This is a genomic window from Flagellimonas eckloniae (assembly GCF_001413955.1).
GTDB lineage: Bacteria > Bacteroidota > Bacteroidia > Flavobacteriales > Flavobacteriaceae > Flagellimonas > Flagellimonas eckloniae.
In genome coordinates this window covers 4,052,125-4,066,774 of the sequence record NZ_LCTZ01000002.1, presented here as the reverse complement: position 1 = coordinate 4,066,774, position 14,650 = coordinate 4,052,125, and the positions used below count along the sequence as shown (strand labels likewise).

Sequence of the window (14,650 nt, the reverse complement as noted above, 5' to 3'; positions counted from 1 at the left end):
TATTATTTAAAAGATTCCAATCTTGAACCCAGTTCTAAGATAAAGGTTTGACTCATCATTTAACAGAAAAACATCACCTCTTTTATCATTCCTTAACTTTCCTTCCTGTTCCAATGAACGCCCTCCCAAAACATAGAGAGACATTCTTTTTGATATATTGTATTGGTAACCAATGGCCCCAACTAGTGCGGAAAGCGAAATTTTTGACCCTAATTGATTATCTGGTAAAACGATATTCTCTTGGATATTAATAAAATATCCATCAAATAGCATCGTCATTTCAAACGTATGCTTTTTGGAAATATGATACTTAAAATTGGATCTTGGTATTCCAAGGGTATAGGACCACTTGGGGTGAAATCTTTTGTAGTAACTTATCAGTGGCAAAGGAACAGGTAGTCCTGTGGTACTGTTGTAAGATAGACCAAGGACAATTCTAAAAGGCTTCTCTGCATTGGGCTTTTCTTTCCATAATGTAGCGGTAGCATTAAAAAAGAAATCATCCGTGATGGTTCCACTTGTAAAATTGGAGGCCAATCTTGGTGTTATTATGGTCACCAAATTCCAATTCTCGTTCCACTTGGTTATAAAACCCACGTTTAAATCAACTACATGAAACCGAATCAATTCACTTCTATCAAAAGGAAAATCTTGTGAATAACCAATATCAAGTTTATTGTACTCCATACCCGTTATTAGATAGTCCTTTTTCTCATTTAATTTTATAGGAAGATTAAACAAAAACCTGTAGCGTTGTGTTTTAATGCCGGTATCGTTTTCAGGAATATTGAGATATTCCAATCTAAATATGTCAGAACTCTGACCGAATCCTGAGCAGCAGAAAAATATCCCCAGGAAAAATCCAAAAATCCAGTTTGTAGTATTACGAGTCGAAGTTTTTATTTTCTTGAGGTTTTTGCTGGATTATATGAACATCCCTTTGTGGGAATGGAATGCTAACGTTATTTTCTATGAACTTGGTATTTATGGCGTAACGTATATTACTTTTTATTTTAGGATCACCAAAACTGTCATTGGTAAAAAAATGAAGTGAAAAAAGCAGCGCAGAATCTCCAAAATCGTCAAAAAGGACAAATGGTTTAGGTTTTTTAAGTACTTGTTTCTCTTCATCAGCAACTTGTTCCAAAAGTTGTGTAACCAATGTAACATCGCTACCATAGGCAACTCCAACACTTACCTTCTCACGTGTAGTCTTATGGTTTTGGGTGTAGTTATGGACAATATCGCTTATAAACTTATGATTGGGAATAATGATTACCTTATCATCGCGAGTAAGCGCCCGGGTAGTTCGTAGTTTTATTTCAAAAACTTTGCCCACTTTCCCATCAACCTCAACAATATCTCCAACTTGTAAAGATTTGTCCACGATAATGAAAATCCCTCCAAGAATGTCTTGGAACAATTCCTGAAGTGCAAGCCCTAACCCCACGAACAAGGCCGCAGAGGCTGTAATAATTAATGTGATATCAATTCCCGCAGCACTAAGGGTCACCAATACCACAACCACATATATTACGTAGTTGATGAATTTGAAAACACTGGAGAATTTTAGTTTATCCTCCTGTTCCATTTTTCTAGTCAACAGGTGTCTAAGCCATTTTAATACAAACTTGGTAACAATGAAAGCAACGGTCAAAAGCAACAACAAGCCAACGGTTAGGTGTATGGATTTTTCTCCTTCCCCTAAATGAAATCCCAGATTTAGGAATTCCTTGACAGAGCCCCAAATATCTTCTTGAATGATTTCTTTTATTTCGTTGCCTTCTTCTTGCATTATAATTAACCTAATATTTCAACCACCTGAACAATTCCCTATATGTAGGCCTTTTTCCATACATTAATATGCCTACTCTATAAATCTTGGCCGCTAACCATACAATTCCCAAAAATGTTCCAATCAGGAGAACAATGGACAGTATTAATTGCCACAAAGGTACACCTCCTTCGCCAATTCCGCCTGGCAATCTCATAAGCATAACAATAGGAGAAGTAAGTGGAAACAGTGAGAATCCGACCGCAATTGGTCCATGCGGATTACTGAAAACGGAAAAGAACCCTACATAGATAGCCAACATTAACGGCAGTATTATTGGAAAAATAAATTGCTGTGTATCTGTTTCATTATCCACTGCCGCTCCAATAGCCGCATAAATTGAACTATAAATCAAATACCCTAAAATAAAATATATCAAAAAGGAACTGATTAAAAGTATCCATGGAATATTTAAAATTTCCTTTGCGTAAAGCATCATTTCACTGTTTGAAGAAACGGGAAATTGCTCCATGCCGCCGATTGTTTCGGGTGCGATTGAAGTTTCGGCTGCTATAGCACTTAAATCAATATCTAAAAACAATACCACCAAAAACAATAGAAGTGATGCTGAGATAATCCAAATTGTAAATTGGGTGATTCCAGCCAAAGATGTGCCAATTATTTTACCTAACATTAATTGAAATGGTTTCACGGAAGAAATGATTACTTCAATAATCCTACTGGTTTTTTCTTCGATAACACTGCGCATTACAAAACCTCCATAAATAATAATGAACATCATAATGGCATAACCAAATCCTCCCCCGATAAACGCTTTAATCTCATTTATTCCTTTTACACTTTTCTCACCTTCAAATGTGGCCAGATTTATTTCAAAAGGCTCTTCAATATCTTGAAACTGTGTAGAGGACACTCCTAGTCTGGACAGTTTTTTTTGCCGTAATTGGGTTTGAAAAACACTTTCAAGTCTCTGTGTAACATTGGTATTCGGATTATCCTTGGTATACAAAAATGCTGATTTTGATGCCTGTTCCAAACTAGCTCCCTTTGGAATGTAAAGTAGACCATAATACCCCAACGAACTAGTTGAGTCCTTGGCTTCCTGTAAAGAAAGGTTTTGAAAACGCACAAACGACATACTTTGTGAGGTCTTAAATTGGTGATCCAAAAACTCACTTTCATTCAGGACCGAAATCACTCGCTTTTCACTGTCATTAATTCTAATCAGGTAGGCAATCAAAACAATCATTCCCACAATTAACAAAGGGCTTAGAATTGTCATTATTATAAATGACTTGTTTCTCACCTTTGCCAGGTACTCCCGTTTTATAATCAACCCCAGCTTACCTGTCATTCTCTTTATTATTTACGGTTTGAATAAAAATATCATTGGCCGAGGGTATCGTTTCTTCAAAGCGGTTGATATTTGCTTGGCGTGAAAGTTCCGATAATATATCTGTAGTAGTATTGGATGGCAATTGGACAGTGAAATCCAATTGGTTTTCTTTAGCATCAAATTTTGATGAAAGTATATGATACTTTTCTTCTAAGGTTTTCATAAAGGTATCTCCATTCAATTCCGTCTCCAATCCAACGCTAAAAATATTGTTCTTATATGCCTTTTTTATATCGGATAGTTTACCATCCAGTATTTTTTCCGATTTATGAATCAAGGCGATATATTCACATAATTCTTCCACAGACTCCATTCGATGCGTTGAAAATATGATTGAAGTTCCTTTTTCTTTCAATTGAAGAATCTCATCTTTAATAATGTTGGCATTTATAGGGTCGAAACCACTAAAGGGCTCATCAAAAATCAATAGTTTGGGTTCATGGAGAACAGTTACTATAAACTGGATTTTTTGCGCCATTCCTTTGGAAAGTTCCTGGATTTTTTTGTTCCACCAATCCCCTATGTCCAATCTGTCAAACCAATACTTTAATCGTTTTTTTGCATCATTTTTAGAAAGCCCTTTAAGTTGTGCAAGGTACAATGCTTGCTCTCCAACTTTCATGCTTTTGTAAAGTCCTCTCTCTTCTGGCAAATAACCAATCATCGAAATATGTTCTGGCATAAGAGGGCTACCATTAAACAAAATCTCTCCAGAATCTTGATAGGTGATTTGATTTATTATTCTAATAAAGGTGGTTTTTCCGGCCCCATTGGGTCCTAAAAGTCCGTAAATGCAGTTTTTGGGTATTTCAAGCGAAATGTTGCTCAATGCTTTATAGTCTCCATAGGATTTGGAAACATTTTTGGCAACAAGGATGTTATCCATTTAAACAATTTTTTCAAAGATATGTATTTGAGCAAAAAGACAAGGGTATCCAAAAAAACAAAACCCACCCTTAAAAAAATCTAAGGATGGGAAAAAAATTGCTATGAAAAAGAAAATTAGATGTCAGTTGCCCAACATCAGCTTCAAATATACGTTTTTTATTTAAACAGAAAGCTTTAATCGTTAGGAGAACATATCTTTTACCTTCTCAAAAAACGATTTATCAGATTTTTCCGGTTTTGGTACAAAATTTTCATCATTTTGCATGCGCTCAAAGAATTCTTTCTGTTCCCTATTCAATTCTTTAGGAGTCCAAACATTCACATGAACCAACAAATCTCCACTGCCATACCCATTGATACTTGAAATTCCCTTTCCACGTAACCTTAAAATTTTTCCTGACTGGATTCCCGGTTCCAACTTTATCCTCACTTTTCCACTTACGGCATCTATCTCTTTTGAACTTCCTAAAACAGCCTCTGAAAAACTAATATAGAGATCGTAATGTAGATTATCCCCTTCTCTTTTGAGGGAATCATGCTCTATAGTTTCAATGGCCACCAATAGGTCTCCTGGAATTCCATCTCCTGGTGCTCCGTTACCTTTTCCGGTAACTTTTAACTGCATCCCCTCTTCCACCCCTGGTGGAATTTTTATGGAAACGGTTTCTTCTTCTACTTTAAGCCCCTGTGCATCTGCGCCACTTGGTCTTTTGTCGATAGTTTGTCCAGCTCCTCCACAAGTACTACATGTTGCAGAGGTTTGCATTCTGCCTAAAATTGTATTGGCAATTTTTGTGACTTGACCGCTACCGTTACATGTAGGACATGTTTTATAGGTTACGCCATCTGCCTGTACTTTTCTTCTAACCTTTACTTTTTTCTCAACACCATTTGCAACTTCTTCCAAAGTCAATTTTACTCGAATCCGAAGGTTACTTCCCTTTACTCGGCGTTGTCCGCCGCCAAAACCACCAAAGCCGCTAAAACCACCACCACCAAAAGCACTCCCAAAAATATCCCCAAATTGACTGAAGATATCATCCATATTCATACCGCCACCGCCAAAGCCATTGCCGCCTTCAAAAGCAGCATGGCCAAATTGATCGTATTTGGCACGTTTATCTGGATCGCTCAGGATTTCATAAGCTTCTGCTGCTTTTTTAAACATTTCTTCAGCTTTGGCATCTCCAGCGTTTTTATCCGGATGAAATTCTATTGCCTTTTTCCTGTACGCCTTTTTAATTTCTGCAGCTGATGCGCCTTTGGAAATACCTAATATTTCGTAAAAATCCTCCTTCATATATAGTTAGTTACCAACCACCACTTTTGGGTGTCGAATAATGCGGTCTCCAAGTTTGAAGCCTTTTTCGACCACATCTATTATTTTTCCTTTTAATTTTTTATTGGGCGCTGGAATTTGGGTAATGGCATCATGTACTTCAGCATCAAAAACATCTCCTGCTCCTACCTCAACCTCCTCTAGTCCTTTACCTTTAAGGGTTTCTTTTAGTTTATTGTTAATCAGCTCTACCCCTTTGACCATTTCTTTATCCTTGGATTTTGAAATTTCCTTCAACGCTCTGTCAAAATCGTCCAAAACGGGTAAAAGAGAAACTATCACCTCTTGCCCAGCTGTTTTAAAAAGCTCCATACGTTCCTTTGAAGTTCTTTTCTTAAAGTTCTCAAATTCTGCAAAAAGCCTTAGAAACTTATCCTTTTCCTTTGCCACATCCTCACGCAATTGGTCTTCTACAGACATTTCATTTTCCTCAACATCTGTATTTTCATCGCTCAGTTCAGGACTTTCCATCGTCTGCGAATCATTAAGTTCCGCTTCCATTTCCTCAACCTTACTTTTCTTGCTCATATAACTTGATTTTATTTCCTTTTGTAAAATGGCAAAAGTACTGCCAATTGTCTAAAAATGTCAAAATGTCACCACAAATCATAAAAAAATCCGCCTGGGGCGGATTCTAATTTCATAAGTAACTTAAAAGCTTACACAAACTCCTTGTTTAAGGAAGTGGCCTTGGAATGGCTATGCTCATCATTAGAAAGATATAACTGTTCAAGGGCAGCACCAATGTTAGGGTGCTGAAAGTTAAACCCTTTTTCCTCAATGCGTTTACAACTTACGCGCTGACTTGCAAAGAGCAAATAGGACATTTCGCCCAGAACAAACTGCATAACAAATTTTGGAATATTGGGCAGTACTAGTGGTCTATTCAGGACTCTAGCCAACACTTTTGTCATCTTGGAGTTGGTTACTGGGTTTGGGGCCACACCATTAAATGTACCATCAAGGCCTTTTTCAATTATAAAGACGAACATTTGTGCCAAATCTTCAATGTGAATCCAAGATTGCCATTGGTTTCCGCTTCCAAAAGCTGCGCCCACATAATTTTGTATAGGTTTGGCCATTTTGGGCAATGCTCCTCCCTGGGCAGACATAACAATTCCCACCCTAAGTTTAGAAACATTAAAATTAAATGTATTTAACGCATCTATTTTAGCCTCCCAATCACTGACCACTTTACCTAAAAAACTATCATCAACGGCAGTTTCATTTTCATCATAAAAGGTAAGAAGGGAATCTGGATAAATTCCAATGGCCGATGCTGAAACAAAAGTCTTGATTTTTGAGGAGTCGATTTCTTTTAAAGCATCGTGCAAAGTTTCCAGACTGTCTATTCTACTTGAAAGTACCTTTTTCTTGTATTCTTCTGTCCAACGTTTAGCAATGCTTGCTCCGGCCAGATTAATAATAGCCGAAACATTCTCAAAACAAGCTAAGTCTATTTCACCCTTGGCAGGATTCCAATAAAACCCTTGGAAATCTTCGGAAGAAACTATTTTTGTCTTTCGAGTGGTAAGGTAATTAACTGCAATACCTTTATCGTGTAACACCTCAACAATAGCATTTCCAACTAAACCAGTGGCTCCAGTAATCAATACCTTCATATTGTTATTTTGAAACAAACTTAATGGTTTAACTCTCTGTTTTTGAGGCATTAATTTAGGTTTAACACAAATGTTTAAACTTTAAACAAATTTATCATAAAATCCCAGTACCAATTAACATGAAATTTGCAAAGACCTAAGCTTTGATGGCTCTAAGCATTTCCCGTTTTCCAGGTGGTCCTGGTAGGCGTTCCACAATAAAGCCGACAGCTTGTAAAGCCCTGCGAACGCTACCTTTGGCAGAATAGGTCACCAAAACTCCTTTTACTTGTAATGCTTCATACATTTTTAAAAATACCTCTTCTGTCCATAATTCTGGTTGTACCCGTGCACCAAAAGCATCAAAATAAATAAGGTTGAACAGATTTATGTCATTTATCGACCTAAAATCCTTGTTCTGCTTTAGAAGCTGAAAAGTTTTTGCGATTTGAACCTCCTTCTCCCAAGGTGATGCATGCATTTCATCAAAATATTTTTGGTAAACCTCTGTTTCAAGCTGCGAAATATAATTTAATTGATTCACTTCCTCAGCGGCAACCGGGTACGCCTCCACTCCAGTATAATTTATCTTAAGATAAAGTTTCTCGCTTTCCAAAAAGGTAATTAGGGCATTTAGACCCGTTCCAAACCCTATTTCTAAAATATTGATTTTGGTATTTGTAAATAATCGGAGTCCGTGTTCTATAAAAACGTGATATGCTTCTTGTATAGCTCCGTGTTTGGAATGATATTGTTCATCCCAATCCTCAATCTGAATTGTTTTGGAACCGTCCCCCGTTGTTATAATTCTTCGCTTCAAATCACTTGGCAATTAAAACACCCGAAGCTTCAAATTGAAGGGTACGTTTTGGAGCCTTAATTTTTGAGATTTCTTCCTTTGATTTTCCTGAATCTTCCGCATAATGTTTTTGTTCTTCAATGGAAACTTTCTCTGAAAACGCAATACCATTAAGAACTACTTTACTATTGGCCACATTAGTAGGAACAAAGAAACCATAGTCCTTAAATTTTACAAAAACCTGCTCGCCTTGGTCTAAATTTACCTTCATCCAACAACCTTTGGCCTGACATACTTCTACAATAGTTCCGGAAAATTGGGTAGCAACGGTATCTTTTATATTGATTGTATTCAAGACTTCTTCATATTGAGCAACATGTGTTGCTTTCTCAAACGGCTCTCCATAAGTTTCATAACTACCATTCTGTCCGTATGTCTGTATTTGAAAGAGTAAGAATATGGCAGCTAAAATGTTAAATGTTTTCATAATTAAAAAAAATAAAGATTGTACTTACGAATTACATGATTTAAAATTAATAAAACATTAAAAACTTAGGATAATTAGCTAATTTTATCTGTTCAAATTCTTTTTAGCATGGGAACAATGACAAACACTTTGGTAGTAGAAAAAGCGAAAACTTCCAAAATACAGGATGTTGATTTTGACAATCTTTCATTTGGAAGTGTCTACAGCGACCATATGCTTGTATGTGATTATAGAAATGGGAAATGGGAAGCACCTAAAGTTGTCCCGTATCAACCCCTAAGTCTGGATCCTTCAGCGAAAATATTTCATTACGGACAATCTATTTTTGAAGGAATGAAAGCCTACAAGGATGAGGCAGGGGATGCATGGTTGTTCAGACCTTTGGAAAACTTTAAGCGTTTGAACAAATCTGCAAAAAGGTTGGCCATACCTGAACTTCCTGAAGAGTATTTTATGGAAGGACTTACCACGCTTTTACAATTGGATAAGGATTGGATTCCACAAAACCCAGGCAGCTCTTTATACATTCGTCCATTTATGTTTGCTTCCGGAACAGGTTTTCACGCTTCACCAGCAGATGAATATAAATTTATTATATGTACTGCTCCTTCCGGTGCGTATTTTTCCGGAAAAGTAAAAGTATTAATTGAAGAAAATTATTCAAGAGCAGCAAATGGTGGGGTTGGTTATGCTAAAGCTGGTGGAAATTATGCCGGACAATTTTATCCAACACAATTAGCCATAGAAAAAGGATACAATCAGGTTATTTGGACTGATGATAATTCGCATGAATATATAGAAGAAGCTGGGGCAATGAACGTTTTTGTTCGAATAAATGATACTTTGATCACAGGCCCAACCAGCGATAGAATCCTTGATGGCATAACACGAAAAAGTATTTTGGATATTGCCAACGAAGAAGGTATAGCTACTGAAGTTCGAAAAATTTCCGTGCATGAAGTTGTTGAGGCTGCCAAAACAGGTGAATTAAAAGAAATGTTCGGTGCCGGAACAGCCGCAGTAATCTCCCCTATTTCAGCTTTTGGCTATAAGGATACAGATTATGATCTACCTGAATTGCAGAATAGCTACGCTTCCCTTCTTAAAAAGCGAATAACGGATATTCAGTACAACCGAGTAGCGGATACGTTTGGTTGGAGATACAAAGTATAGTTAAAAAAAAGTGCCTTTTAGGCACTTTTTTATTTATCCAAAACTCCTTGTATATCGGGTTTAAAATAGTTGGGGCCTTTTAGCACTTTTCCATCTTCCCTATAAATAGGTTTTCCATTTTCGTCCAACTTGCTCATGTTGCTTCGTTGTATTTCAGCAAACACTTCTTCTATTTTATATTGCATGCCATGCTCCAATATGGTACCGCAAAGAATATAGAGCATATCTCCCAAAGCATCTGCAACTTCCACCAAATCATTGTTTGTTGCAGCTTCTAGGTATTCTTTATTTTCTTCATCCATTAAATTAAACCTTAATGCATTCTTGGACTCACCTAAATTAGCCTTGGGTTTATGCAGCACTCCCAAGCCAAAAGAATTATGAAACAGCTCTACTGCCTTTATTTTACTTTCCATTGAATATGATTTGATTTAGCTTTGCGTAAAAATATAAAATATGTTCAGCACCGGACAGTTAATTTTTACTGCTCTTTTTGTAGTTGTGTTTATAGGAGTTATAGTTTCAACATATAAAAGGGATAAAAAGACACATAAAAAAAATTATAAAGGGGTTAAATGGGTTTTAATTTCCTTTGCCACATTCATAATAATATTATTTATTATTAAACACTTTCTTAAAAATTAACAAGAATATTGGCTACGCCACAAAAATTAACAGTTTTACAACTTTAATCAGAGAGCAACTCGTATACTATAGGAAAAGACGTACTTTTGTTTAACATTAGTTTAGTAAATGCAATGGTAACATTTTTCACCCTTTTATTCGTTTTGCTAGCTATCAACGCAATTTTGTTGATTTTCAGTGTTAATGGTGCTAGTGAAAAGTTTAAACAACCAATTCAAAAAATTTCGGAGACTTCAATTACAAAATTATTCCCCCAACAACAGTCTTCCGAAACCGAATACAAGAAAGCGGTATAGTTTGTACCTTTGGGTATGAAACAGGTTTTTCTTGTTTTTTTAGGTGGTGGGTTCGGTAGCGTACTTCGTTACGCAATTTCCAAACCCCTGAATACTACACTTCAAAATTTCTTTTTAGGCACTTTCTTGGTAAACATTATAGGATGTCTTTTAATTGGAGTTATCTTGGGACTCTCTTCAAGAAGTAATTTTCTTTCAACAAACACCACTTTATTTCTTGCCACTGGGTTTTGTGGAGGATTTACAACATACTCCTCATTTGCTTTTGAAAAACATAGTTTGCTCAAAAATAGCGACTTGTTCAACTTTTCTATGTATACAATTGCCAGTATTGCTGTTGGGGTTTTAGCCATCGCTTTTGGTTTATGGCTTTCAAAACTAGTGGATTAGTTATAAAATTCATTTTTACTACTTCTTTTTGTTAATATCTGAACATATTTTATAAAAATTCATGTTTTCTGTTAAAAACATCGATTTTTTGATTGTTATGTTAAGGAAAAATCATCAAATAATTAATAAAACTGCATTCAAAATAATATACCCCTAAAATTATAGGGGTATTTTTTATATAAACATAAAAATTTGGACCACTACCTCTAATTATAGATGGTCTTTGATGATTTAACATATATTTGGCATATCAATTAACTACTTAATTATGAAAAAAGTCGAGGCAATTATTAGGAAATCCAAATTTGATGAGGTGAAAAAAGCACTTCATGAAATTGAGGTCAACTTCTTTAGTTACTGGGATGTAACTGGAGTTGGAAATGAAAAACAAGGACATGTGTATCGTGGTATCTCTTACAGTACCTCAGATATACAAAGAAGGTATTTGGTCATAGTGGTATCTGATGACTTCTTAGAAAAAACTGTTGATACCTTGGTTGATACAGCAGCAACAGGCAATGTCGGAGATGGAAAAATCTTCGTATCTGATGTGATTGAAGCTTATAGAATTAGAACCAAAGAAAGCGGAAGCGCTGGAATTAACTAAAAACCAAAATAACTAACAATATTTAAAGATATGGACGCAGGATTATTTACAGCGAATAATGTTTGGATGATGATTTGTACCGGACTAGTGTTTTTCATGCACTTAGGTTTCTCTTTTTTGGAGATCGGTCTCACCAGACAAAAGAATACCGTTAATATTTTATTTAAGAATGTATTTATTATATGTGTAGGCTTACTACTTTATTATGTAGGCGGATTTAACCTAATGTACCCAGGTTTTGAAGATGGGGATATGGGCTTTCTCAAGTTTGCAGGTTTTGGAATTGCAGCACCTGAAGGTGGTATGACTCCTGATTATGCAGATGGAGGATATACTTGGTGGACAGATTTCTTATTCCAAGGAATGTTTGCCGCAACGGCAGCTACAATTGTATCTGGAGCAGTTGCAGAACGTATTAAACTTGGTGGATTTATGATTTTCACCATAGTTTACGTAGGATTGGTATATCCAATTGTAGGTTCATGGCAATGGGGTGGTGGATTCCTTTCATCACTTTCTTATGGTTCAGCTGAAGGGTTTTATGACTTTGCAGGTTCCACTTTGGTTCATTCCGTTGGTGGATGGGGTGCATTGATTGCGATTTTCCTTCTTGGGGCTAGAATTGGTAAATTCGGCGAAGATGGAAAGCCAAAAGCTATTCCAGGGCATAGTCTACCATTTGCCGCAGCAGGTGTTTTGATACTTTGGTTGGGATGGTTTGGATTTAATGGAGGATCTGTTCTTTCAGCAGACCCAGAACTAACTTCTCTGGTATTGGTAACAACTTCCTTGGCTGCAGCAGCCGGTGGTGTTTCCGCTTTCTTAACTTCTTTATTGGCATATAAAAACTACGACCTAACTATGTTCTTAAACGGAATCTTAGGTGGTTTGGTAGGTATTACAGCTGGTGCTGATCAAATGTCTCCAAACGAGGCTGTTATCATCGGATTATTGGCCGGTATCATTATCGTAGCTGGTGTAGCTCTTATAGACAAATTAAAGTTGGACGATCCTGTTGGAGCAGTAGCCGTTCACTTGATTTGCGGTATTTGGGGTACTTTGGCCGTAGGTATTTTTGGAAGCTTGGCCAGTTTTGACCAGTTCTTGGTGCAGTTGGCAGGTGTTGGAGCAGCAGCTACGTTTTGTTCCATAACAGCATTTATCATACTCTTTACCATCAAGAAAGTATCTGGACTACGAGTCTCCGAAAAAGAAGAATTGGAAGGTCTGGACATCCACGAACATGGAATGGATGCCTATGCAGACTTTAGAATGAATCAACACTAATAAATAAAAAGGAAACGGAGCGTTTGGCAGAACGCTCCGTTATATAACCTTTTCAAATTACAAAACTCAATTAAAAAACAAATTAAAGCTCTTAAGTAAGAGCACGTAAATAATTAAGATATGAAAACGATTATAAATACAAAATACATAAAAAATTTAGCTTTTGCCGCAATGGCTTTACTATCAACAGCTGTTTTTGCACAGGATGAAGAGGAATCTCCAAAGTTGGAAATCAGCGGTTCTGTGGATGCTTACTTCAGAACGACCACTAAAGATGGAGGGGAAGCTACCACTTCAACTTTTACTTCATTTGCCAACCAAACTGGTTTTGCATTGGGTATGGCCAATTTAGTTGGTAGCTACGATATGGGAGATACAGGAGTTGTTGTTGATTTAGTTTTTGGACCTAGAGGTACTGAAGCCACTTTTGAAAATGATGTATTGAACGGTATCATTAACCAAGCATATGTATACTGGAATGTATCTGAAGGTACTACTTTAACAATGGGTCGCTTTAATACATTCTTGGGTTATGAGGTAATAGCTCCCCAAGCAAACTTTAACTACAGTGTCTCTTACTTATTTTCCAATGGACCTTTTTCACATTTGGGTGTAAAAGCAGATTTTACCTTGTCTGATGATGTAAGCTTAATGCTTGGTGTGATGAATCCATGGGATACCAATGACATTAGTGGTACAGGTGAATATTCTTTGGGAGGTCAACTTGGTTTTTATGGGCAATACCTAAACCTTTACTATGACAGTGGTAAAAATGGTGGTCTAGGATTCGAAGTAGACTACACTGGTGGGTTCGACCTTTCTGAGGACTTTTTCTTTGGAATCAATGCAGCTTATAACGATAACTCAGAAGCCGGTACCGGTTTTTACGGTGCAGCCATTTACCCACAGTTGTCCACCTCTGATAGTTTTGCTATAGGGTTACGTGGGGAGTATGTGACGTTTACTGATGATGCGGCTACTGATGATTCAAACGTTCTTGGGTTGACACTTACTGGTAGCTTCACAAAAGACAACCTAATCATCAAACCAGAAGTTCGTTTGGATAGCTGGGGCAATGATTTTGAACCCTACAATGATGGTGACGGAGGTTTTACAAATAGCCAATCTTCCTTCTTGATTGCCGCCATTTTCTCTTTCTAGACCCAAAAAATACATTTTAATGCTAATAGAAAGCCTTACTCCTTAGGGATTAAGGCTTTTTTAGTCCTTTTTGAAGTCTTTCACTCCTGCTCTCATATTAGTTCTCAAATAATTTTGCCTTGGCACTAGAGGGCAGGAGTACTTTTTATTATACACACAATAGGGATTATAGGCCTTGTTAAAGTCAATGATAATGGTATCCTTATCATGAATTGTTAAATCGATATAACGTCCTCCCCCATAAGTTTCAGTTCCATTTGTTTCATCTAAAAAAGGAAGAAATAAATAGTCTTTATATTCCTCTTGGTCCATCAAATCGAGGCTTTGGTAAATTTCAAGTTTATGTTTCGCCCCATTCAATTCAAAATAGGCAATACCATATACTACTTCCCTCCTCTTTTCTTCGGTGGTGGTGCCCATCAAAAAAGGAACCGCATCAGGCGTTCGTTCAAATCTTGCTCTTACCATATAAGTGCTATCCGGTTCAAAAAAGTCAAGCCCTTCAAAATTTTTTCGATATTTATCTGGTAACGGTGATGTATCAGGGTTTTTAAAAGTTTCATTCAGTTCTCGCTGAAACAATAATATTTCTTGTATTGCCTTCGATTCAATTTGAACCTTATCAACAGTAGAAGTGTGGTATTTTTTATCAGATTTACAGCCAACTATCAAAAACAACATCACACCAAATACATATTTCATATTGAAAATCTTTTCCATAAAAATAGTAGAAATCGTTCATAATGGTACCTTAGCTATTGCATCACTAATAAAATACCTTGACAG

16 protein-coding genes are annotated in these 14,650 nt (G+C 36.6%); 5 read left to right on the top strand and 11 right to left on the bottom strand.

All coding sequences use genetic code 11. The annotated features are described in order from the left end of the window. Nucleotides 1-6: 6 nt before the first annotated feature. The 9 genes from AAY42_RS17565 to AAY42_RS17525 form a co-directional block, all read right to left on the bottom strand. Nucleotides 7-801, bottom strand: a complete 795-nt coding sequence (locus AAY42_RS17565) for a DUF6268 family outer membrane beta-barrel protein (protein ID WP_245625640.1) — start codon at nucleotides 799-801, stop codon at nucleotides 7-9. An 82-nt stretch (nucleotides 802-883) separates the two neighbouring features. Further along, the gene (locus AAY42_RS17560) at nucleotides 884-1,795 is read right to left on the bottom strand and encodes a mechanosensitive ion channel family protein (protein ID WP_055397566.1); all 912 of its coding nucleotides are present in this window, start codon (nucleotides 1,793-1,795) and stop codon (nucleotides 884-886) included. 10 nt (nucleotides 1,796-1,805) lie between these two features. Further along, the gene (locus AAY42_RS17555; RefSeq protein ID WP_055397563.1) at nucleotides 1,806-3,149 is read right to left on the bottom strand and encodes an ABC transporter permease; all 1,344 of its coding nucleotides are present in this window, start codon (nucleotides 3,147-3,149) and stop codon (nucleotides 1,806-1,808) included. Further along, complete coding sequence (locus AAY42_RS17550; RefSeq protein ID WP_055397561.1) at nucleotides 3,139-4,077, bottom strand: ABC transporter ATP-binding protein; 939 nt, start codon at nucleotides 4,075-4,077, stop codon at nucleotides 3,139-3,141. Before AAY42_RS17550 ends, AAY42_RS17555 begins: the two co-directional genes overlap by 11 nt. A 183-nt stretch (nucleotides 4,078-4,260) precedes the next feature. Beyond that, the gene (gene dnaJ, locus AAY42_RS17545; protein WP_055397559.1) at nucleotides 4,261-5,379 is read right to left on the bottom strand and encodes a molecular chaperone DnaJ; all 1,119 of its coding nucleotides are present in this window, start codon (nucleotides 5,377-5,379) and stop codon (nucleotides 4,261-4,263) included. A 6-nt stretch (nucleotides 5,380-5,385) separates the two neighbouring features. After that, complete coding sequence (locus AAY42_RS17540) at nucleotides 5,386-5,889, bottom strand: nucleotide exchange factor GrpE (protein ID WP_417935088.1); 504 nt, start codon at nucleotides 5,887-5,889, stop codon at nucleotides 5,386-5,388. Nucleotides 5,890-6,077: 188 nt separating this feature from the next. Beyond that, nucleotides 6,078-7,040, bottom strand: a complete 963-nt coding sequence (locus AAY42_RS17535; RefSeq protein ID WP_055398043.1) for a TIGR01777 family oxidoreductase — start codon at nucleotides 7,038-7,040, stop codon at nucleotides 6,078-6,080. A gap of 136 nt (nucleotides 7,041-7,176) precedes the next feature. Next, nucleotides 7,177-7,839 carry a tRNA (5-methylaminomethyl-2-thiouridine)(34)-methyltransferase MnmC2 gene (gene mnmC2 / locus AAY42_RS17530; protein WP_055398041.1) on the bottom strand — a complete coding sequence of 221 codons (663 nt, stop codon included), beginning with the start codon at nucleotides 7,837-7,839 and terminating at the stop codon, nucleotides 7,177-7,179. Between the two features lies 1 nt (nucleotide 7,840). Further along, the gene (locus AAY42_RS17525) at nucleotides 7,841-8,305 is read right to left on the bottom strand and encodes a DUF4920 domain-containing protein (RefSeq protein ID WP_055397555.1); all 465 of its coding nucleotides are present in this window, start codon (nucleotides 8,303-8,305) and stop codon (nucleotides 7,841-7,843) included. A 108-nt stretch (nucleotides 8,306-8,413) separates the two neighbouring features. Here AAY42_RS17525 and AAY42_RS17520 point away from each other — a divergent pair, with 108 nt between their 5' ends. Beyond that, nucleotides 8,414-9,478, top strand: coding sequence for a branched-chain amino acid aminotransferase (locus AAY42_RS17520; RefSeq protein WP_175288781.1), 1,065 nt, complete (start codon nucleotides 8,414-8,416; stop codon nucleotides 9,476-9,478). Nucleotides 9,479-9,507: 29 nt separating this feature from the next. Here the strand turns inward: AAY42_RS17520 and AAY42_RS17515 are convergent, their stop codons facing one another. Continuing rightward, nucleotides 9,508-9,894, bottom strand: coding sequence for a pyrophosphohydrolase domain-containing protein (locus tag AAY42_RS17515; protein ID WP_055397553.1), 387 nt, complete (start codon nucleotides 9,892-9,894; stop codon nucleotides 9,508-9,510). A 540-nt stretch (nucleotides 9,895-10,434) separates the two neighbouring features. On the opposite strand from AAY42_RS17515, the gene crcB reads away from it, so the two are divergent. The 4 genes from crcB to AAY42_RS17485 all read left to right on the top strand — a co-directional run bounded on the left by crcB (nucleotide 10,435) and on the right by AAY42_RS17485 (nucleotide 13,864). Beyond that, complete coding sequence (gene crcB / locus AAY42_RS17500) at nucleotides 10,435-10,809, top strand: fluoride efflux transporter CrcB (protein ID WP_055397547.1); 375 nt, start codon at nucleotides 10,435-10,437, stop codon at nucleotides 10,807-10,809. 268 nt (nucleotides 10,810-11,077) lie between these two features. After that, a complete protein-coding gene (locus tag AAY42_RS17495) occupies nucleotides 11,078-11,416 on the top strand; it encodes a P-II family nitrogen regulator (protein ID WP_055397546.1) in 339 nt (112 codons plus the stop codon). Nucleotides 11,417-11,446: 30 nt separating this feature from the next. Then, on the top strand, nucleotides 11,447-12,703 hold the full coding sequence (locus AAY42_RS17490) for an ammonium transporter (RefSeq protein ID WP_055397544.1): 1,257 nt from the start codon (nucleotides 11,447-11,449) through the stop codon (nucleotides 12,701-12,703). A gap of 120 nt (nucleotides 12,704-12,823) precedes the next feature. Next, nucleotides 12,824-13,864, top strand: coding sequence for an outer membrane beta-barrel protein (locus AAY42_RS17485; protein ID WP_055397542.1), 1,041 nt, complete (start codon nucleotides 12,824-12,826; stop codon nucleotides 13,862-13,864). A 60-nt stretch (nucleotides 13,865-13,924) separates the two neighbouring features. Here AAY42_RS17485 and AAY42_RS17480 read toward each other — a convergent pair whose 3' ends face one another. Continuing rightward, nucleotides 13,925-14,566 (bottom strand): DUF1684 domain-containing protein, encoded by a 642-nt coding sequence (locus AAY42_RS17480; RefSeq protein WP_055398037.1) that lies wholly within the window; start codon nucleotides 14,564-14,566, stop codon nucleotides 13,925-13,927. Nucleotides 14,567-14,650: the final 84 nt, after the last annotated feature.

What these genes read in the sequence shown, in the direction of transcription:
- AAY42_RS17520 (WP_175288781.1), top strand. Translation starts at nt 8,414, where the DNA reads ATGGGAACAATGACAAACACTTTGGTAGTAGAAAAAGCGAAAACTTCC.
- AAY42_RS17555 (WP_055397563.1), bottom strand. Translation starts at nt 3,149, where the DNA reads ATGACAGGTAAGCTGGGGTTGATTATAAAACGGGAGTACCTGGCAAAG.
- AAY42_RS17535 (WP_055398043.1), bottom strand. Translation starts at nt 7,040, where the DNA reads ATGAAGGTATTGATTACTGGAGCCACTGGTTTAGTTGGAAATGCTATT.
- AAY42_RS17485 (WP_055397542.1), top strand. Translation starts at nt 12,824, where the DNA reads ATGAAAACGATTATAAATACAAAATACATAAAAAATTTAGCTTTTGCC.
- AAY42_RS17525 (WP_055397555.1), bottom strand. Translation starts at nt 8,305, where the DNA reads ATGAAAACATTTAACATTTTAGCTGCCATATTCTTACTCTTTCAAATA.
- AAY42_RS17560 (WP_055397566.1), bottom strand. Translation starts at nt 1,795, where the DNA reads ATGCAAGAAGAAGGCAACGAAATAAAAGAAATCATTCAAGAAGATATT.
- AAY42_RS17490 (WP_055397544.1), top strand. Translation starts at nt 11,447, where the DNA reads ATGGACGCAGGATTATTTACAGCGAATAATGTTTGGATGATGATTTGT.
- AAY42_RS17515 (WP_055397553.1), bottom strand. Translation starts at nt 9,894, where the DNA reads ATGGAAAGTAAAATAAAGGCAGTAGAGCTGTTTCATAATTCTTTTGGC.
- AAY42_RS17540 (WP_417935088.1), bottom strand. Translation starts at nt 5,889, where the DNA reads ATGGAAAGTCCTGAACTGAGCGATGAAAATACAGATGTTGAGGAAAAT.
- crcB (WP_055397547.1), top strand. Translation starts at nt 10,435, where the DNA reads ATGAAACAGGTTTTTCTTGTTTTTTTAGGTGGTGGGTTCGGTAGCGTA.
- AAY42_RS17495 (WP_055397546.1), top strand. Translation starts at nt 11,078, where the DNA reads ATGAAAAAAGTCGAGGCAATTATTAGGAAATCCAAATTTGATGAGGTG.
- AAY42_RS17550 (WP_055397561.1), bottom strand. Translation starts at nt 4,077, where the DNA reads ATGGATAACATCCTTGTTGCCAAAAATGTTTCCAAATCCTATGGAGAC.
- dnaJ (WP_055397559.1), bottom strand. Translation starts at nt 5,379, where the DNA reads ATGAAGGAGGATTTTTACGAAATATTAGGTATTTCCAAAGGCGCATCA.
- AAY42_RS17480 (WP_055398037.1), bottom strand. Translation starts at nt 14,566, where the DNA reads ATGAAATATGTATTTGGTGTGATGTTGTTTTTGATAGTTGGCTGTAAA.